The organism is Kribbella sp. NPDC051620 (assembly GCF_044453825.1).
Lineage (GTDB): Bacteria > Actinomycetota > Actinomycetes > Propionibacteriales > Kribbellaceae > Kribbella.
The window spans coordinates 438,157-456,466 of sequence record NZ_JBITDB010000001.1; the positions used below are offsets into that span (position 1 = coordinate 438,157).

15 protein-coding genes are annotated in these 18,310 nt (G+C 67.7%); 7 read left to right on the top strand and 8 right to left on the bottom strand.

The window, feature by feature from the left end; all coding sequences use genetic code 11:
* Positions 1-15: 15 nt before the first annotated feature.
* The 8 genes from ACIA12_RS02040 to ACIA12_RS02075 form a co-directional block, all read right to left on the bottom strand.
* A complete protein-coding gene (locus ACIA12_RS02040; RefSeq protein WP_396364931.1) occupies positions 16-681 on the bottom strand; it encodes an L-ribulose-5-phosphate 4-epimerase in 666 nt (221 codons plus the stop codon).
* The gene (gene araB / locus ACIA12_RS02045) at positions 678-2,363 is read right to left on the bottom strand and encodes a ribulokinase (protein ID WP_396364932.1); all 1,686 of its coding nucleotides are present in this window, start codon (positions 2,361-2,363) and stop codon (positions 678-680) included. The genes ACIA12_RS02040 and araB overlap by 4 nt, the downstream gene beginning before the upstream one ends.
* Positions 2,364-2,431: 68 nt before the next feature.
* Positions 2,432-3,946, bottom strand: a complete 1,515-nt coding sequence (locus ACIA12_RS02050) for an alpha-N-arabinofuranosidase (protein WP_396364933.1) — start codon at positions 3,944-3,946, stop codon at positions 2,432-2,434.
* 10 nt (positions 3,947-3,956) lie between these two features.
* Positions 3,957-5,198, bottom strand: coding sequence for an ROK family protein (locus ACIA12_RS02055; protein ID WP_396364934.1), 1,242 nt, complete (start codon positions 5,196-5,198; stop codon positions 3,957-3,959).
* Positions 5,176-7,752: a beta-galactosidase gene (locus tag ACIA12_RS02060; RefSeq protein ID WP_396364935.1), complete on the bottom strand. Its 2,577-nt coding sequence runs from the start codon at positions 7,750-7,752 to the stop codon at positions 5,176-5,178. The genes ACIA12_RS02055 and ACIA12_RS02060 overlap by 23 nt, the downstream gene beginning before the upstream one ends.
* Entirely contained in the window at positions 7,749-8,654 is a 906-nt protein-coding gene (locus ACIA12_RS02065) for a carbohydrate ABC transporter permease (RefSeq protein WP_396364936.1), read from the bottom strand. The genes ACIA12_RS02060 and ACIA12_RS02065 overlap by 4 nt, the downstream gene beginning before the upstream one ends.
* A complete protein-coding gene (locus ACIA12_RS02070; protein WP_396364937.1) occupies positions 8,654-9,547 on the bottom strand; it encodes a carbohydrate ABC transporter permease in 894 nt (297 codons plus the stop codon). The genes ACIA12_RS02065 and ACIA12_RS02070 overlap by 1 nt, the downstream gene beginning before the upstream one ends.
* 3 nt (positions 9,548-9,550) lie before the next feature.
* Positions 9,551-10,849: an extracellular solute-binding protein gene (locus tag ACIA12_RS02075; protein WP_396364938.1), complete on the bottom strand. Its 1,299-nt coding sequence runs from the start codon at positions 10,847-10,849 to the stop codon at positions 9,551-9,553.
* A 193-nt stretch (positions 10,850-11,042) separates the two neighbouring features.
* On the opposite strand from ACIA12_RS02075, the gene ACIA12_RS02080 reads away from it, so the two are divergent.
* The 7 genes from ACIA12_RS02080 to yjfF all read left to right on the top strand — a co-directional run bounded on the left by ACIA12_RS02080 (position 11,043) and on the right by yjfF (position 18,308).
* On the top strand, positions 11,043-12,077 hold the full coding sequence (locus ACIA12_RS02080; protein ID WP_396364939.1) for an NADP-dependent oxidoreductase: 1,035 nt from the start codon (positions 11,043-11,045) through the stop codon (positions 12,075-12,077).
* Positions 12,074-12,940 carry an alpha/beta fold hydrolase gene (locus tag ACIA12_RS02085; RefSeq protein ID WP_396364940.1) on the top strand — a complete coding sequence of 289 codons (867 nt, stop codon included), beginning with the start codon at positions 12,074-12,076 and terminating at the stop codon, positions 12,938-12,940. Before ACIA12_RS02080 ends, ACIA12_RS02085 begins: the two co-directional genes overlap by 4 nt.
* 39 nt (positions 12,941-12,979) lie before the next feature.
* Positions 12,980-13,579 (top strand): TetR/AcrR family transcriptional regulator, encoded by a 600-nt coding sequence (locus tag ACIA12_RS02090; protein WP_396364941.1) that lies wholly within the window; start codon positions 12,980-12,982, stop codon positions 13,577-13,579.
* Positions 13,580-13,717: 138 nt separating this feature from the next.
* Positions 13,718-14,704, top strand: a complete 987-nt coding sequence (locus ACIA12_RS02095) for an ABC transporter substrate-binding protein (RefSeq protein ID WP_396364942.1) — start codon at positions 13,718-13,720, stop codon at positions 14,702-14,704.
* 7 nt (positions 14,705-14,711) lie between these two features.
* The gene (locus ACIA12_RS02100; RefSeq protein WP_396364943.1) at positions 14,712-16,286 is read left to right on the top strand and encodes a sugar ABC transporter ATP-binding protein; all 1,575 of its coding nucleotides are present in this window, start codon (positions 14,712-14,714) and stop codon (positions 16,284-16,286) included.
* Positions 16,279-17,310 carry an ABC transporter permease gene (locus ACIA12_RS02105; protein WP_396364944.1) on the top strand — a complete coding sequence of 344 codons (1,032 nt, stop codon included), beginning with the start codon at positions 16,279-16,281 and terminating at the stop codon, positions 17,308-17,310. Before ACIA12_RS02100 ends, ACIA12_RS02105 begins: the two co-directional genes overlap by 8 nt.
* Complete coding sequence (yjfF, locus tag ACIA12_RS02110; RefSeq protein ID WP_396364945.1) at positions 17,307-18,308, top strand: galactofuranose ABC transporter, permease protein YjfF; 1,002 nt, start codon at positions 17,307-17,309, stop codon at positions 18,306-18,308. Before ACIA12_RS02105 ends, yjfF begins: the two co-directional genes overlap by 4 nt.
* Positions 18,309-18,310 lie beyond the last annotated feature (2 nt).

Below are 18,310 nucleotides of genomic sequence, written 5' to 3' on the forward strand. Positions count from 1 at the left end.
GGTGGGCTCCAGAGATCAGCGCTGACCGTAGACGGTCTGATAGCGGCGGTAGAGGCTGTCGACGTGCTCGGGGTCGATGGGCATCGGATCCCCGCCGGTCCGGGCGAGATGGACGGTGCGGGCCACGTCCTCGCACATCACCGCGGCCTTGACCGCTGCCCGGGAGTCCTTGCCGATGGTGAAGACGCCGTGGTTGCGCATCAGCACCGCGGGTGAGCGCGAGCCGGCCAGCGTCTCGACGATGCCCCGGCCGATCGAGTCGTCCCCGATCAACGCGAACGGCCCGACCGGGATCTCGCCGCCGAACTCGTCGGCCATCGCGGTCAGCACGCAGGGGATCGCCTCGTTGCGCGCGGCCCAGGCGGTCGCGTACGGCGAATGGGTGTGCACCACGCCGCCGACGTCCGGCCTGGCCCGGTACACGTAGGCGTGGGCGGCGGTGTCGCTCGACGGAGACAGTTCACCGTCGACCAGGTTGCCGTCCAGATCGCACACGACGACGGAGTCAGGGGTCAGGTCGTCGTACGAGATCCCGCTCGGCTTGATGACGAACAGGTCCTCGCCGGGCACCCGCCCGGAGATGTTGCCCGCGGTCCACGCGACGAGCCCGTACCTAACCAGCTCCGCGTGCAGAGCGGACACCGTGGCCCGCAGTTCGGCGACGGCCACTGACGCGGTCACCCGATCACCTCGTTCTTGAGTGCGTGCAAACGATGCAGTACTCCGGTACCGCCGTACGCCTCGCCCGCGAACCAGTCATGGAGTTCCCGGTACTCGGCGTACAGCAGGTCATAGCGATCGGCCCGGGCAGCGTCGGGCAGGTAGGCGGACTCGGTCCGCCGGCCCATCGCCGAGGCTGCCGCCGGCACGTCCGGATACGTGCCGGCGGCAACGGCCGCGTGGATGGCCGAGCCGAGTGCGGGGCCCTGGCCGGACGCGACGACCGAGATCGGGCGGCGAAGCACGTCCGAGTAGATCTGCATCAGCAGTTCGTTCTTCAGCAGGCCGCCCGCGACGATGAACTCCTCGACGGCGACGCCCTGCTGCTCGAACGCCTCGACGATCCGGCGGGTGCCGAACGCGGTGGCCTCGATCAGGGCGCGGTAGCCGTCCTCCGGACGGGTTGCGAGAGTCTGGCCGACCAGGACGGCCGACAGATTGTGGTCGACCAGAACGGACCGGTTGCCGTTGTGCCAGTCGAGCGCGATCAGGCCATGCGCGCCTACCTGCTGCTGGGCCGCGAGCCCGGTCAGGTAGGCATGCACCGACATGCTTTGCCGTTCAGCCTCGGCGACGTACGCCGGGGGAACGCAGTTGTCCACGAACCAGCCGAAGATGTCGCCGACCGCCGACTGGCCGGCCTCGTAGCCCCAGAGCCCGTCGATGATGCCGCCGTCGACCACGCCGCACATGCCGGGGACCTCGGCGAGCCGGTCGGAGGACATCACGTGGCATGTCGATGTCCCCATGATCGCGACCATCTGCCCAGGGCGGGTGGCGTCGGCCGCCGCGGCGGTCACGTGAGCGTCAACGTTGCCAGCCGCAACCGCTATGCCGACCGGCAGACCGGTCCACTCCGCGGCCTGCGGGCTCAGCCGTCCAGCCGGTGCGCCCAAGGCGAGCAACTGGTCCGCCAGCTTGTCCGTGAAGTCAGCGAAGGCCGGGTCGAGGGCCGCCAGGTACTCCCGGGACGGATAGCCTTCCTCGGTCCGGATTCCTTTGTAACCGGCCGTGCAGACGTTGCGGGACTCAATGCCGGTCAGCTGCCAGATGATCCAGTCGGCGGCCTCGATCCAGCGCTCGGTCCGCGCGTAGAGCTCCGGGTCCTCCTGCAGGAGCTGAAGGCCCTTCGCGAACTCCCACTCCGACGAGATCTTGCCGCCGTACCGGTTGAGCCATGGCTCGCCGCGGTCCGCGGCGAGCTTGTTGATCAAGTCCGCCTGTGGCTGAGCGGCGTGGTGCTTCCACAGTTTCGGCCAGGCGTGCGGACGGTCGGCCAGCTCGCCGAGCTCGCACAACGGGGTGCCGTCGGCGAGGGTCGGCAGCACGGTACAGGCGGTGAAGTCGGTACCGATGCCGATGACACTGGCCGGGTCGACCCCGGAGACGGCCAGCGCCTTCGGCACCGCCTGGCGAAGTACGTCGACCCAGTCGGCCGGCGACTGAAGGGCCCAGTTCGGGCCCAGCCGGACGCCGGATCCGGGCAGCGAGGTCTCGATCACTCCGTGCGAGTACTCATGGACCGCGCTGCCCAGCTCCTCGCCGTCGTCGGCCGCGACCACGACCGCCCGGCCGGACAGAGTGCCGAAGTCGATGCCGACGACGTACCGCCGGGCCGGGTCCGGTGCGCTGTCAGCGCTCACGTTCTGCTCCACATGTGAACGCTAACATTTTCGGCCGGACGGCAACAGTCACGATCTCGCCAGGCAGGTCAGAGGTCCAGTTCGACGGTGGCGAAGGAGTGCGGGGGCAGCGTCAGCCGCAGCCCTCGATCGTCCGTCGCGATGCCGGTCAGCGCGGTCGGTACGACGGCCTGCGGGTCGTCCGTCGTGTTGTGCGCCTGCAGTTCGGAGGCCGAGAGCAACCGTCCGCGATGGTCGCGGATCGTCGCGCCCCGCAGGTCCAGGACGACCTCGGCGGACGCGGCCGGATCGAGATTGGTGATCGACACGAGGGCGTGACCGTCCTTCACGCTGGCCGAGGCAGAGAGCAGCTCGAGGCTCTTACCGTCGAGCTCGTACGGCGCCTGCCGGTCGACCAGATGGACGGGTACCGAGGTCGCGTCGTGATGGCCCTTGTTCATCTCGAAGACGTGGTACGTCGGCGTCAGCACCAGACCGCCGGTGTCGTCGGTCAGCACCATCGCCTGGAGGACGTTCACGGTCTGGGCGATGTTGGCCATCACCAGCCGCTCCGCGTGCCGGTGGAAGACGTCGAAGTGCAGGCTGGCCACCAGCGCGTCGCGCAGGGCGTTCTGCTGGTACAGGAATCCCGGGTTGGTGCCCGGCTCGACGTCCCACCAGGTGCCCCACTCGTCGAGGACCAGGCCGATCTTGCGCTGCGGGTCGTAGGCGTCCATCACGGTCGAGTGGCCGGTGAGCACGCGGTCGATGTCCTGCGCCTTGATCATGGTCCGGTAGTAGTCGTCGAGGCCGAAGTCGGTCGCGCTGCCCTTGTGCTCCCAGGTGCCGGGCACGGTGTAGTAGTGCACCGAGACCGCCTGGAAGAGGTTCCGCGGTTCGCCGCCCAGGGTGCTGATCGCCTTCATCAGGGCTTCGGTCCAGGCGAGGTCGTGGTCGGAGGCGCCGGCGGCGATCCGGTACAGCTTGTTGCCGTCGTGGTCCTTGCAGAAGGTCGCGTACCGGCGTGCCAGCTCGACGTACGCCTCGGCGCTCAGGTTGCCGCCGCAGCCCCAGGCCTCGTTGCCGATGCCCCAGTACGGCACCTTCCATGGGGCGTCGCGTCCGTTGGCCTTGCGGAGCCGGACCATCGGGCTGTCGCCGTCGCGGGTCAGGTACTCGACCCACTCGCTCATCTCCCGGACGGTGCCACTGCCGACGTTGCCGTTCACGTACGGCTCGGCGCCGAGCAACTCGCACAGCGCCAGGAACTCGTGGGTGCCGAAGTGGTTGTTCTCCACCACGTTGCCCCAGTTGGTGTTGACCATCCCGGGCCGGTCGGCCAGCGGGCCGATGCCGTTCATCCAGTGGTACTCGTCGGCGAAGCAGCCGCCGGGCCAGCGCAGGTTGGGGATGTTCAGCGCCCGCAACGCCTCGACCACGTCGAGCCGGATGCCGCCCTCGTTGGGCAGGCTGGACGATTCGCCGACGTAGAAGCCGTCGTACACACACCGGCCGAGATGCTCGGCGAAGTGCCCGTAGAGATGCCGGCTGATGGTCGGGCCGGGAACGTCGAGGTCGATCACGATCCGCGATTCGGTGGGCAAGATGATTCTCCTAGGAGTTCGAGCGGGGCCGGCGGCGGGCGATCGGCGTACTGGCCGGGCTGGCCAGGCCGAGTTGACCGAGGAAGTGTTCCAGCGCGAAGGCGGCCATCCCGAGCGCGACCGGGTTGCCGGGAACGCGGGATGCCTCGACGGTGAGGTTGGGCAGCGAACCCGGCAGGACGTGATCCGGGAGCTCGGCGCGGACAGCCGGTACGAGCCACTCCGCCAGCGCCGCCGAGGTCCAGCCGGTCAGAGTGATGTAGGGAATGTCTAGCAAATTGACGAGGTCGCCGAGAGCGGCCGCCAGATAGTGGGACGTCCGCTCGGCCAGCTGGGCCAGGACCGGGTCACCGGTGGCGAGACCGTCGGCCACCGCCTCGACGAAGCCACGTTGCAGCGGCTGGCGCAGCGCGGGATGCCCCGGGTCGATCTCCGCGAGCGAGGTCTCGATGCCGTGCACGCCGAGGTACGCCTCGACGCAGCCGCGACGGCCGCAGCGGCACCGCCGGCCGTCCAGTTTGAGCAGGGTGTGACCCCACTCGCCTGCGTTGTTGTTCGCGCCGCGGATCAGGGCGCCGTCGATGGCGATCCCCGCGCCGACGCCGGTGCCGAGGTTGACCACGGCCATGCTCTCGGTCACCCGCCCGACGCCGAACCACATCTCGGACAGCGTGACCGCCTTCAGCGGGTTGTCGACGTTCACCGGGATCCGCAGGCTCTGCGCGAGCAGTTCCTCGATCTCGACGTCGTGCCAGTCCCAGTTCGGGGCGAAGACCGAGACGCCGGCTGCCGGGCTGACCTGGCCGGGCATGCTGACCCCGGCCCCGAGGATCCGGCTGCGGTCACCGGTACCGATGGCCGAGTCCAGCGCCCGGACGATGCCGTCCACGACATACGCCTGACTGTTCTCGTGCTCGTCCAGCGTCACCTCGCCGTGGCTGACCGGGTTGAGGGCGATGTCGAAGACGGTCGCCGCCACATACGTCTCGGCGACGTCGATACCGACGATGCGGCCGCGATCCGGATCGATCGCCAGCCGCTCGTACGGACGGCCGACGGTCCGGCGCTCCACCGTCGCGATGCGCAGCACGCCCTCGGACAGGAACTCGGTGACGAGGGTGGCGACGGTCGCAGTACTGAGTCCGGTGTGCCGGGCGATCTCCTGCCGGGTGGACGGACCCAGCTCGAACAAGGCGTGCAGAACCTCGAACCGGCTCTCGTTGCGAAGATCACGTGACGTCTGCCTCGGCACTGCGTCCCCCTCTGCTGGTGGATGTCCCTAGCCGAAGCGTACGGAGTACCGGAATACCGGATCCCGCGAGGCCGCGCACCAGCAAGGTGAGGCCGGACCATCCCGCGGGCAGCCACAAGACGTCCGGGTCGCCACCCGAGAACCTGGGCCGGTCACCGGCCCACACCCGGCCGAGGCATTCGCCACCGGCCCAGGCGGTCACCCGTACCTGCGTACCGTCGAGCCTCAGCAGCTGCTCTTGGTCGCTGGCAGGCAGGTCGATGTCGAGCCAGAGCTCCTGACCCGGTTCGAGGGTCAGCGGCAGTTCGGTGTCCGTGGTCTCGGCCTCGTGGATGGCGAAGTCGGTCAGCAGTTCGTCGTTCTGGACCGAGCAGGTCCAGTCCGTCACCGGCGCGAGGCTGAGCAGCTCCGCGTGCAGCCCGGCACCACTGGGGTGATGAGGCAGCGTGACCGAGACCTCGCTGACGAAGGCCGCGGGCAGCATCACCCACGGGTTCTCCCGATGGACGGTGACCGGTTCACCTCCGTCGACGCGTACCGTCACCGGCTGATCGACGCCGACCAGGTGAAGGGCAGACGTGGTCGTCAGCGCGAGCCGGCGTGAATAGGTGATCGGTACTCCGACGCGCGTGCTGCTCCAGCCGCCGAGCGACCGCAGCGGCGCCGGCTCACCCGCCCAATGACCCTCGACCCTCCATGAGGCGGCGAGGTCTTGAACACCTCGTACTTTCCACAGCCGGCCGAGGCCCCGCAGCGCGCCGAGACGGAGCGCCGGCAGACGCGGGTCGTCGAAGTTGGCGTGCCCCCAGATCTCGACCGTCGCCTCGAGGTCGGCCACTCCTTGCACGGTCCGTACGTCGAGACGCTGGGCCGCGCCGAAACCCGCGATGGTCGGCTGGACCCGGCCGCCGATCGTCAGGTCCACGAGATCGGACGCACCGACCAGCAGGAGTTCGTCGACGCTGGTCAGGTCCGCCGTCGCGGAGTACGTCCCGCGACCCCGATAGGCGCCCAGCGATTCCAGCGACGGTGGCAGTCGATGAGTGCCGGCCGCTTTGGAGCGAGCCGTCCCTGTTCGCCGCCGGACGGCCCGCACTTCGGTCGACTCGGCAACGGCCTCATGGGGTACGCCGGCCAGCTCGACCGTACCGTCCGGACCTACGGACTCAAGTCGAGCGGCCTCCTCCGGAGTCAGTACGACGAGAGTGATCCCGTCGACGACCTGAGGCCCGGCGCCCGGGGCGATCTCGACCTGCGTCCGGCCAAGCACGACGGTCACCGGCACGGCCGAGGAGAACACAAGTACGGAGTCGGTCATCGCAACCAGGTCCGCTGAGGCGAGCGTCAAAAGCCTTCCCTGCCAGGGCAGATCGACCAGCATCAGCGGGCAGGAGTCCGCCGCGACCGCGACGGAGACTCCGCCGACGACTGCCCGACCGAGGGAGTCGCCGAGGTTCGGTACGGCGATCAACTGGCCACCACCGTGCAGGTTGAGGGCCGACAACGACGAGCTGGTGGGAAAGTCGGTCGTCACCTCCGATCGGGGCACGGTCGAAGTGGCCAGCGCCAGCCGCGATCCCAGCGCGGTCAGCACCTGCGCGAGCACCTTCGCCTCGGCGTACTCCGGCCGTTCGGCACCGGTCGGTGAGACGTAGCCGCCGAAGTCGTAGTCGTGGCTCATGAAGTTGCCCGGGTCGCCCCAGTTGCCGGTCGACGGGGTGTAGCCGAAGTTCCAGCCGGACGCCTGCAGGTAGGGCGCGATCAACGACGCACCACTCGCCAGCAGCCGCCTCAGCGTCCGGTGTCGGCGGTTGGTCTCGGTGACGAGCAACGGCAGATCGCGATCGGCGAGCAGCTCGGCGTAGCGCCGTACCTCCTCCTCGATGTGCGGTGAGCTGTCGTCGGGATAGAAGTTGCATGCGGCAACAATGCCGGAGACGTCGCCGGTGGCGCCGGCGATGTCGCCCTGCCCGGCGCAGGCGATCAACGGCACGGTGATGCCATGATCGATCGCCTGGTCGCGCAGGGCGGTCAGATAGCCGGTACGGTCCGCGCAGTCGAAGAAGTCCAGCTCGTTCTCCAGCTGGACCATGATGACCGGGCCGGCCGGATGCTGGCGCTCGGCGATGATCGGGAGCGCCTGGTCGAACCAGCCCGCCACCTGGGCGAGGTACCGGGGCTCGTTCTGACGGACTCGTACCTCGGGATCGAGACCCAGCCAGGCCGGCAGCGCGCCGCCGTCCCACTCCGAACAGATGTACGGCCCGGGCCGCGCGATGACGGACAGGCCGACCTCGTGCGCCAGATCCAGGAAGGCGGCCACGTCACGCCGGCCGTCGAACGACCAGCGGCCGGGGGAGAGCTCGTGATAATTCCAAGGCAGGTAGACGTCGACACAGGTGTAGCCCGACGCACGGACCTGTTCGAGGCGGGCCCGCCACTGCTCGCGCGGCAGCCGGAAGTAGAACAGCGACGCGCAGAGCAGCAGCTTCGGCCGGCCGTCGATCCGGATGCCCAGGGCGTCCAGTTCGACACCGGTACTGACAATGGTCACTTGACCCCCGCGCTTCCGCCGCTGATGTCCATCTCGTACAGGTACCGCTGGCCGAGGTAGTAGACCAGGATCATCGGCAGCGTCAGCAGGATCGAGCCGACCATCACCAGGTTCCACGGTGGCGCCTGCAGCGCCTGCGACGTACTGGTGATGTACTGCACGCCGAGCGCCAGCGGCATCTTGGACTCGTCGTTCAGGTAGATCAGCGGGCCCATGAAGTCGCCCCAGGTCGCCGTCAGGGTGAAGATCGCGATCGCGATCAGCACCGGGCTGAGCATCGGCAGCATGATCCGGCGATAGATGCCGAAGAAGCCGAGCCCGTCCACCATCGCGGCCTCGTCGATCTCGCTCGGCAGCCGCGAGACGAACTGCCGGACCAGGAAGACGTTGAAGGCGTTGGAGAAGAAGTTCGGCACGATCAGCGGCAGGTAGGTGTTCACCCAGCCGAGGTCCTTGAACAGGATGAACTGCGGGATCATCGTGATCTGCGCTGGGATCATCATGGTCGCGATGACGACGATGAACAGCGCGTTCTTGCCGGGCGCGCGCAGCCGGGCGAACGCGTAGCCGACCAGCCCGCTGGACAGCACCTGGCCGGCCACCGCGCCGGCGGAGATGATCACCGAGTTCAGCAGGAACCGCTGCATCGGCAGTTCGGTGCCGAACACCCGGGTGAAGTTCTCCCAGTGGAACTCGCGCGGGATGATCGTGAAGGTGTTCGCGTTGACGGTCTGGTCGCTGGCCAGCGCGATCGACACGACGAAGACCAGCGGCACGCAGAGCACCGCCGAGACGATGATCAGGGTCGCGTAACTGAACGGCGTCGACCGCTTGGCCCCGACGGTCCGTTCGGTACTGCGCACCCGCCGCGTGGTCGCGGCGGTGGAAACTGCGGTGGCCATCACTTCACCTCGGTCTCGTAGAACACCCAGCGCCGGGCGCTGCGGAAGGCGATCAGGGTGAACACCAGGATCACCGCGAACAGCAGCCAGGAGATCGCCGACGCATAGCCCAGGTGGTAGTAGGAGAACGCCTCGTTGAACAGCAGCGGCACCATCATCTGGCTGGCGTTGTCCGGCCCGCCGACGGGCTTGGTCAGGATGTACACCTGGGAGAACACCTGGAACGCCCCGATCAGGCCCATGATCAGGTTGAAGAAGATGATCGGGGTCAACTGCGGGACGGTGATGCTCCAGAACTGCCGGACCGGGCTCGCGCCGTCCACCTCGGCGGCCTCGTAGAGCTCACGGGGAATGCCTTTCATTGCCGCCAGCAACAGTACGGTCGCGGCGCCGGCGCCCCAGACCGACAGCAGGATCAGCGCGGGCTTCACCCAGACCGCCTCCAACAGCCACGACGGTCCGGGGATGCCGAACATCCCCAGCACGTCGTTCAGCGGACCGGACGGGGCGAGCACCATCTTGAAGATCATCGCGGTGGCCACCAGCGGTACCAGGGTGGGCAGGTAGATCAGCGTCCGGAACAGCTTGCGCAGCCGGATGCCCTTGTTCAGCAGGTTCGCCAGCCACAGCCCGAGCACCAGGCCGAGCGGGACCGAGATCGCCGCGTAGTAGAAGGTGTTCCACAACGCCTTCCAGAAGACCGGATCGTCGGTCAGCAGCCGGACGTAGTTGTCCAGCCCGACCCACTTGGGCGGGGTGAAGGAGTCCCAGTCGGTCAGCGAGAAGTAGATCGACGCGATCATCGGCCCGAGCAGGAACACGACGAAGCCGATCACCCATGGCGAGGCGAACAGGTAGAACCACAGCGCCTCCCGGCGCCGGAGCCTCGACATCGCCTAACCCGCGGGCTTGATGATGGACTCGAGCCGCTGCTGGATCGCGGTCAGCGAGGTCCGGGCGTCCTTCTTGCCCAGCCAGAAGTCGGCCAGCCCGTCGTCGAACGCCTTCTGCATCTCGTTCCAGGCGGGGATGAAGGGCGCCCGGTAGACGAACGCGCTGGACTCGGCGAAGACGTCCATGTTCACCGGCTTGGTCATCCAGGCCGGCTTGAGGAACGCGTCGCTCTTCTGCACCTCGAGGCTGGCCGGCACGTCCTGTCCGGTGGCGATGATCTTCTGCTGCGCCTCGGCCGAGGTGAGGAAGTCGATCGCCTTGAAGGCGGCGTCGGGGTTCTTCGCCGTCCGGGAGATGGCCAGCCCGCTGCCGAACGCGGTGACCGCCTGGTCCTTGCCCCGCCACAGCGGCGCGATGTCCCACTCGACCTTGCTCTTGGTCAGGCCGCTGATGCCCCAGAACCCGGTGGTGTTGACCGCCACCTTGCCATTCGCGAACGCGCCGTCGCCGCCGACGTCCGCGCCCATGTCGGCGTACTGCTTCTTGGTCGGTACGACCCCATGCTTGAAGACCAGGTCGCCGGTCCACTGCAGCGCGTCGATGACCTCGTCGGTGGCCACCGACGGCTTGCCGGCGTCGTCGATGATCTTGCCGCCGTTCTGGTAGACGAAGCTCCACCACTGCGCCCACCAGCCGCCGCCGGAGTAGCCCCACTGCTTGCCGGGAACGGTCAGCTCCTTGAACGCCGCCAGGGTTTCGTCCCAGGTCCAGTCGGCGGTCGGGGCTTTGATGCCCTTGGCATCGAACAACCCCTTGTTGTAGTACACGATCATCGCGCCGGAGCGGTCCGGGATCGCGTAGACCTTGTCCTGGTACGAGTACAGCTTGCCGATCGAGCCGAACCGCTTCTCCAGGTCGAGACCGGCCTTCTTGGCCAGCTCGTCCAGTGGCTGGATCTGGTTCTTGCTCGAGTAGACGTTGACGCTCTCGGCCACCTGCATGATGTCCGGGCCCTTGCCACCGGCAATCATCGTCTGCACCTTCTGCGCGTACCCGTCGTTCGGGATCAGCTGCAGTTTCACCTTCAGTTCCGGGTACTTCTTGACCAGCAGGTCGATCCGCTGCTGGTACGTCGTCTTGTCGTTCTCCCCGCCCCACACCGTCATCACCAGGTCGGCGGCGGTGGAGCTTCCGGACGCCTTGTCGCTGTCCGAGCCGCAGGCGGTGAGCGTGATCACGCCGGCCGCGAGCCCGGCGCCGAGAAAGCCGCGCCGGGTGAGCCGTTTGCTGTCGATCGCCATCGTGGGCGTCCCTCCTACCTCGTGAACCGCGCCGCGAGGTCGGTCCAGGGCGGGCCGGGCGGGTTCGAGTGGGGGTTAAGTTAACCCTCAGAATAACCAAGGGCAAGACCTCGGCCGCACTCCGTGAACGTCCCGCCTTGACATTAATACTGAGTACACTCATTCTTGAGTCAACTCAGGGAATGATCTGTCAGTGGAGGAATTCGTCATGCGGGCGTTCGTCGTCAGTCGGTACAAGGGCCCGGTACGGCAGGCAGAAGTGCCCGAACCGGTGGTCGGGGAGCGCGACGTGCTGGTGCAGGTCCGGGCTGCCGGCCTGAACCAGTTGGACGAGAAGATCCGGGCCGGCGAGTTCCGCCGGATCCTCCCGTACCGGCTGCCGCAGATCCTCGGGAACGACGTCGCCGGAACCGTGATCGGCGTCGGCGCGCAGGTACGGGAGTTCGCCGTCGGCGACGAGGTCTACGCCCGGCCCGGCAAGGACCGGATCGGAACCTTCGCGGAGCGCATCGCGATCGCCGAGGCCGACCTGGCGCTCAAGCCGGCGACGGTCGGCTTCGAGGAAGCGGCCTCGCTGCCGCTGGTGGCCTTGACCGCCTGGCAGGCACTTGTTGAGCGAGGCAACCTCCGGCCAGGTCAACGGGTTCTCGTCCATGCCGGTGCCGGCGGGGTCGGGACGATCGCGATCCAGCTGGCCAAGCACCTCGGCGCCACGGTCGCCACCACGGTCAGCGCCCGCAATGCCGACTTCGTGCGTGAACTTGGGGCGGACGTCGTCATCGACTACCGCGATCAGGACTTCGAACAGCTCCTCGACGGGTACGACCTGGTGCTGGACAGCCTGGGTGGCGAGAACCTCGAGAAGTCGCTGCGGGTACTGCGCCCTGGCGGCAAAGTGATCGGGATCGCCGGGCCACCCGACCCGGCGTTCGCCCGCGAGCTCGGCTCGAAGCTGCTGCTCCGGTTGGCGATGACGGCCCTCAGCAGTGGTGTGCGTCGCCGGGCCCGTCGGCTCGGGGTGCAGTACGAGTTCCTCTTCATGCGGGCCAGCGGTAGCCAGCTTCGGCAGATCACTGACCTCGTCGACAGCGGCGTACTGCGTCCCGTGGTCGGACGGGTCTTCGACTTCGAGCAGACCGTGCAGGCGATGGAGTCGCTGGAGAACGGCGGCGCCCGCGGCAAGACCGTCATCAGCAGCAACCACAACAGCAACAGGAGAGCATCATGAGCACGAACAGTCATCCGCACGACGGCATCATCACGGCGTACCAGGACGCACCCACCCGCACGGTCCAGGCCGGGGGAGTCAGCTACGCCTACCGCGAGCTGGGACCCAAGGGCGGAGTCCCCGTCATCTTCTTGGTCCACCTCGCCGCGAACCTCGACAACTGGGACCCGCGGATCATCGATCCCATCGCCGCGGAGCACCACGTGATCACCTTCGATAATCGGGGCGTCGGCGCCTCCACCGGCATCGTTCCCGACAGTGTCGAGGCGATGGCCGAGGATGCCGTGACCTTCATCAAGGCCCTCGGCTTCGGCCAGGTCGACATCTTCGCCTTCTCCCTCGGCGGCGTGGTTGCCCAGGCTCTCGTGCTCAAGCATCCTGGCCTGGTTCGCAAGCTCGTCCTCACCGGCACCGGCCCGGCCGGTGGCAAGGACATGGACAAGGTCGCCGGTACGACGTACTACGACATCCTGCGGGCGACCCTGACCCGGTCGGACCCGAAGGAGTTCCTGTTCTTCAACCGCAACGCCACCGGCAAGCCGGCCGCTCGTGCGTTCGTCGATCGGCTCAAGGAACGCACCGCCGACCGCGACACGGCGGTCAAGGTCAAGACTCTGCAGACCCAGCTGAAGGCGATCAAGAAGTGGGGCCGCTCGGCCCCCGCCGACCTGTCGGTGATCACCCAGCCCACCCTGATCGCCAACGGTGACAACGACCGGATGGTGCCGTCGATCCTCTCCGAGGACCTGCATCGCCGCATCAAGGGCTCCGAGCTGGTTATCTATCCCGACTCCGGCCACGGCGGCATCTTCCAGTTCCACGACAAGTTCGCGCCGGTCGCAGTCGCCTTCCTCTGCCGTTGACGATCAGGCCTTGCCGAACTGCCGTGGAAGAATGAGCGGATGTCACTGTCCTCCCAACCGGTCGGCCGGCGTGAGCGGAACAAGCAGGAGAAGCGCGACCGGATCACCGCCGCCGCCCGGGAGCTGTTCGCCGAGCGCGGCGTCGACGAGGTGACCACCCAGGAAATCGCCGACAAGGCCGACATCGGCGCGGGCACGCTGTTCCTGTACGCCAAGACCAAGGGCGAGCTCCTGCTGCTGGTACAGAACTCCACCTACGCCGAGGCGCTCGAAGAAGGCAGGTCCGCGGCGGCCGGTACCACCGACGTGCTCGACGCGGTGCTGGCCATCGTCCGTCCGGTCGTGGAGTGCAACCGCAAGCAGATCGACAACGGGCGCACCTACCTGCGGGAGATCGTCTTCGGCGATCCCGAGGAGCCCCATCACCGCGATGCCCTGGCTCTGACCGTGCAGACCGAATCGGCGATCGCCGAGGTGCTCCAGCGCGAGCGGTTCGGCGCCGGTGACGCCGCCACGCTCGCGCACATCGTCTCCGCGATCATGTTCGTCAGCATGGCGGCGACGATCAACATCGCTCTCCCGGTCGACGAGGTCGTCCAGCAGATCAGGGACCAGGTCCAGGTGCTGCTGAGGTCGTAGGTCCCGGTCGGTCAGGGATCGCCCGGTACCCGGGCAACTTGCTGTTTGCGCTAACAATTCGGCGTCGGGAGCTGTTGACGGCAGGAAAGTTAGCGCTAACATTCAGCGCAAACAGCGCTGGATGGAGGAACTGCCGTGATGAAGAGACTGATGGCCGTGGCGACGGGACTGGTGCTCGTCGGGGGCCTGGCGGGTTGCGGGGACGACAAACCCGAGTCGAAGGCGGCGAGCGGTGACAGCATCACCATGGGCTTCGCCCAGGTGGGTGCCGAGAGCGGCTGGCGGACGGCGAACACGAAGTCGGTCCAGGAGGCGGCCAAGACCGCCGGGATCGAGCTGAAGTTCTCCGACGCCCAGCAGAAGCAGGAGAACCAGATCAAGTCGATCAGGTCGTTCATCCAGCAGAAGGTGGACGTGATCGCCTTCAGCCCGGTGGTCGAGACCGGCTGGGACACCGTGCTGATGGAGGCCAAGCGCGCCAACATCCCGGTCATCCTGACCGACCGCGCGGTCGACTCCAAGGACACCTCGCTCTACAAGAGCTTCCTCGGCTCCGACTTCGTGGTCGAGGGCAAGAAGGCCGGCGAGTGGCTGGTGAAGCAGGGCGACGCCGCGGACGTCAACCACGACGGTTCGATCAAGGTCGTGGAGCTGCAGGGTACGACCGGCGCCGCGCCGGCCATCGACCGCAAGGAGGGGTTCGAGGAGGCGATGAAGGCCAATCCGAAGATCGCCATCGCGGCCTCGCAGACCGGTGACTTCACCCGGGACGGCGGCAAGAAGGTGATGGAGTCGTTCCTGAAGTCGCAGAAGGACATCGACGTCGTCTTCGCGCACAACGACGACATGGGCCTGGGCGCGATCGAGGCGATCGAGGCGGCCGGTCTCAAGCCCGGCAAGGACGTCCAGATCATCACCATCGACGCGGTCAAGGACGGCATGACCGCGCTGGCGGACGGCAAGATCAACTACATCGTCGAGTGCAACCCGCTGCTCGGCCCGCAACTGATGGGTCTGGCGAAGAAGGTCGTGGCCGGCGAGGCGGTGCCGGAGCGGGTACTGACCGAGGAGACGGTCTTCGACCAGGCAGCCGCCAAGACGGCGCTGTCCAGCCGGCAGTACTGATCCCGCGATGACCCAGGCGATCACTCCCGCCCCATCGACGGCGCTCACCCCGCCGGTGGTCGAGATGCGCGGGATCAGCATCGGCTTTCCCGGTGTCAAAGCGCTCCAGGCCGTCGACTTCCGGCTGCTCCCCGGTGAGATTCACGCCCTGATGGGTGAGAACGGGGCAGGCAAGTCGACCCTGATCAAGGCGCTCACCGGCGTCTACGCGATCGACGAGGGCACGGTGCTGATGGCCGGTGAGGAGCATCTGTTCAGCTCACCGGCCGACTCCCAGGCCGCCGGGATCAGCACCGTGTACCAGGAGGTCAACCTGTGCACGAACCTGACGGTCGCCGAGAACATGCTGCTCGGCCGGGAACCACGCCGGTTCGGCCGGATCGACGGCAAGGCGATGCGGGCCCGGGCCGGCTCGATCCTGGGCCGGCTCGGCCTGGCGATCGATCCGGGCTCGACGCTGGGCGACCACCCGATCGCGATCCAGCAACTGGTCGCGATCGGGCGGGCGCTCGACCTCGACGCTCGGGTGCTGATCCTCGACGAGCCCACCTCGAGCCTCGACGCGGACGAGGTGGCCAAGCTGTTCACGGTGATGCGGACGCTGCGCGACCAGGGCGTGGCGATCCTGTTCGTCTCGCACTTCCTGGACCAGGTGTTCGAGATCTCCGACCGGATGACCGTACTGCGCAACGGCAAGCTGGTGGGGGAGTACCCGACCGGGAGCGTCAGTCAGTTCGACCTGGTCGAGGCCATGATCGGTCGCGAGCTGGAGACGCTGGAGAAGCTCGAACAGCACGCGTCGGCCGATGTGCCGGAAGACCGGGTACCGCTGGTGAAGGTACTGGGTCTGGGGCGGCGCGGCAGTCTGCAAGCCGTCGACCTGGAGATCTACGACGGTCAGGTGATCGGCATCGCCGGCCTGCTGGGGTCGGGACGAACCGAACTCGCCCGGCTGCTCTTCGGCGCCGACACCGCGGACACCGGCTCGATCGACGTGCGTGGTACGCGGCGAAAGTTCCGCACACCGCGGAACGCCATCGGCGCCAAGATCGCGTTCTCCAGTGAGGACCGTCGCGCGGAAGGCGTGGTGGAGGACCTGACCGTCGCGGACAACATGCTGCTCACGCTGCAGGCCGCTCGGGGCTGGCTCCGGCCGGTACCGGTCCGGACCCGCGAGCGGCTGGTCGCGGAGTACATCAAGGCGTTGGACATCCGGCCGCCCGATCCAACGGCGCTGATGCGCAACCTGTCCGGTGGCAACCAGCAGAAGGTCCTGCTGGCCCGCTGGCTCATCACCGAGCCGGAGCTGCTGATCCTGGACGAGCCGACGCGCGGGATCGACATCGGCGCCAAGACCCAGATCCAGCAACTCGTCGCGAAGCTGGCCGCCGACGGTCTGTCGGTCGTCTTCATCTCTGCCGAGCTCGAGGAGGTACTCCGGCTCAGCCACCGGGTGCTGGTGATGCGGGACCGGGCGAAGATCGCGGACCGGCCCAACGACGACACCGTCACGGTGGCCGGGATCCTCGAACTGATCGCGGCCGGCGGTACGACGACAGCCGAAGGGAACTCCGATGCGTGACCTCGTCCGCCGGCCACTGTTCTGGCCGACCCTGGCCCTGGTACTGCTGCTGGCCTTGAACACCGTGGTGACCCCGTCGTTCCTGTCGGTACGGATCCAGGACGGTCATCTGTACGGCAGCCTGATCGACATCCTCCGCAACGGTGCCCCGGTACTGCTGGTGGCGCTGGGGATGACGCTGGTGATCGCCACCCGGGGGATCGACCTCTCGGTGGGTGCCGTGGCCGCGATCGCGGGCGCCGTCGCCTGTGTGTACATCGCGGGCTCGTCGCAGCAGGCGGCGACCTCGACACTGCTCACCGCCGTTGCGATGGCGGTCGGCGTCTGCGTGCTGCTCGGGCTGTGGAACGGCTTCCTGGTTTCGGTGATCGGGATCCAGCCGATCATCGCCACCCTGGTGCTGATGACGGCCGGCCGCGGACTGGCCATGCTGATCACGGACGGCCAGATCACCACGGTCGTCAGCCCGGGGTTCAAGGTGATCGGCGCGGGCTTCGTGGCGACGCTGCCGGTGGCGATCCTGATCGCGCTCGCGGTGTTCGCGCTGACCGCGGTACTGGCCCGCCGTACCGCGTTGGGCCTGCTGATCGAGTCGGTCGGCATCAACCCGGAAGCCAGCCGGCTGGCCGGGATCCACGCCCGGACGATCACCTGGACCGTCTACGTCTTCAGCGCCTTCTGTGCCGGTATCGCCGGGCTGATGATCGCGTCGAACACGAGCGCGGCCGACGCGAACAACGCCGGCCTGTGGATCGAGCTGGACGCGATCCTGGCCGTGGTGATCGGCGGCACCTCGCTGGCCGGCGGGAAGTTCTCGCTGACCGGGACGCTGATCGGCGCGATGTTCATCCAGACCTTGGCCACCACGATCCCGACCATCGGGATCCCGGCCGAGGCCAACTACCTCTTCAAGGCGGTCGTCGTGATCGTGGTCTGCCTGTTGCAGTCACCGAAGGCCCGGGCCGCGTTGCACAGCCGCCGGCCTCGCCGGGCCACTCCCACCGTACGGACGGAATCAGCATGAGCGCGTCGACCCTGTCGCCGGCGATGTCGGCCCGGATCCGCCGGTACAGTCCGCCGCGCCGGTACCTGCCGGTCGCGGCGGCGATCGCACTGCTGATCGGCATCTTCGGCGCCGGATCCCTGCGCTACGAGGGGTTCGCGGACCCCCAGGTGATCCTGAACCTGTTCGTCGACAACGCCTTCCTGCTGGTGCTGGGGGTCGGGATGACGTTCGTGATCCTTGCCGGCGGCATCGATCTGAGCGTCGGCTCGGTGGTCGCCCTGTCCACGATGATCGCGGCGTCGACACTGGAGGCGGGCTGGCCGGTCGCGGCCACCGTCGTCGCCGTCCTGGTGTCCGGGACTCTGCTCGGGACGTTGATGGGGCTGGTGATCCACTACTTCGACGTGCAGCCGTTCATCGCGACGCTGGCCGGGATGTTCCTGGCCCGTGGGCTCTGCTATCTGATCAGTGTCGAGTCGATTCCGATCCGCGATCCCGGTCTGACCAGATTCGCCCAGGGGTCGGTGCCGTTGCCGGGCGGCTACCACGTCACGCCGAGCGTGGTGGTGGCGCTGGTGGTCTTCGCGATCGGCGCGTGGGTGCTGCACCTGACCCGGTTCGGTCGCACGGTCTACGCGGTCGGTGGCAGCGAGAGCTCGGCGCATCTGATGGGGTTGCGAGTCGCGCTGGTCAAGGTCGGTGTGTACACGATCAGCGGCCTCTGCTCGGCGCTGGCCGGGCTGCTCTTCGCGGCGTACACCTTGTCGGGGTACAGCCTGCATGCCGTCGGTATGGAGCTTGACGCGATCGCGGCGGTGGTGATCGGCGGCACGCTGCTGACCGGCGGCCGCGGGCTGGTGCTCGGGACGATGGTCGGGGTGCTGTTGCTCGGTACGATCCAGACCTTCATCTCGTTCGACGGCACCCTGAGTTCCTGGTGGACGAAGATCTCCATCGGAGCGCTGCTGCTGATCTTCGTGGTGGTCCAGCGCCTGCTGACCAGAAGGCAGAGCTGAGC

Coding starts and splice junctions, on each gene's coding strand:
- ACIA12_RS02065 (WP_396364936.1), bottom strand. CDS start 8,654: ATGGCCACCGCAGTTTCCACCGCCGCGACCACGCGGCGGGTGCGCAGT.
- ACIA12_RS02070 (WP_396364937.1), bottom strand. CDS start 9,547: ATGTCGAGGCTCCGGCGCCGGGAGGCGCTGTGGTTCTACCTGTTCGCC.
- ACIA12_RS02075 (WP_396364938.1), bottom strand. CDS start 10,849: ATGGCGATCGACAGCAAACGGCTCACCCGGCGCGGCTTTCTCGGCGCC.
- ACIA12_RS02085 (WP_396364940.1), top strand. CDS start 12,074: ATGAGCACGAACAGTCATCCGCACGACGGCATCATCACGGCGTACCAG.
- ACIA12_RS02090 (WP_396364941.1), top strand. CDS start 12,980: ATGTCACTGTCCTCCCAACCGGTCGGCCGGCGTGAGCGGAACAAGCAG.
- ACIA12_RS02095 (WP_396364942.1), top strand. CDS start 13,718: ATGAAGAGACTGATGGCCGTGGCGACGGGACTGGTGCTCGTCGGGGGC.
- ACIA12_RS02100 (WP_396364943.1), top strand. CDS start 14,712: ATGACCCAGGCGATCACTCCCGCCCCATCGACGGCGCTCACCCCGCCG.
- ACIA12_RS02105 (WP_396364944.1), top strand. CDS start 16,279: ATGCGTGACCTCGTCCGCCGGCCACTGTTCTGGCCGACCCTGGCCCTG.
- yjfF (WP_396364945.1), top strand. CDS start 17,307: ATGAGCGCGTCGACCCTGTCGCCGGCGATGTCGGCCCGGATCCGCCGG.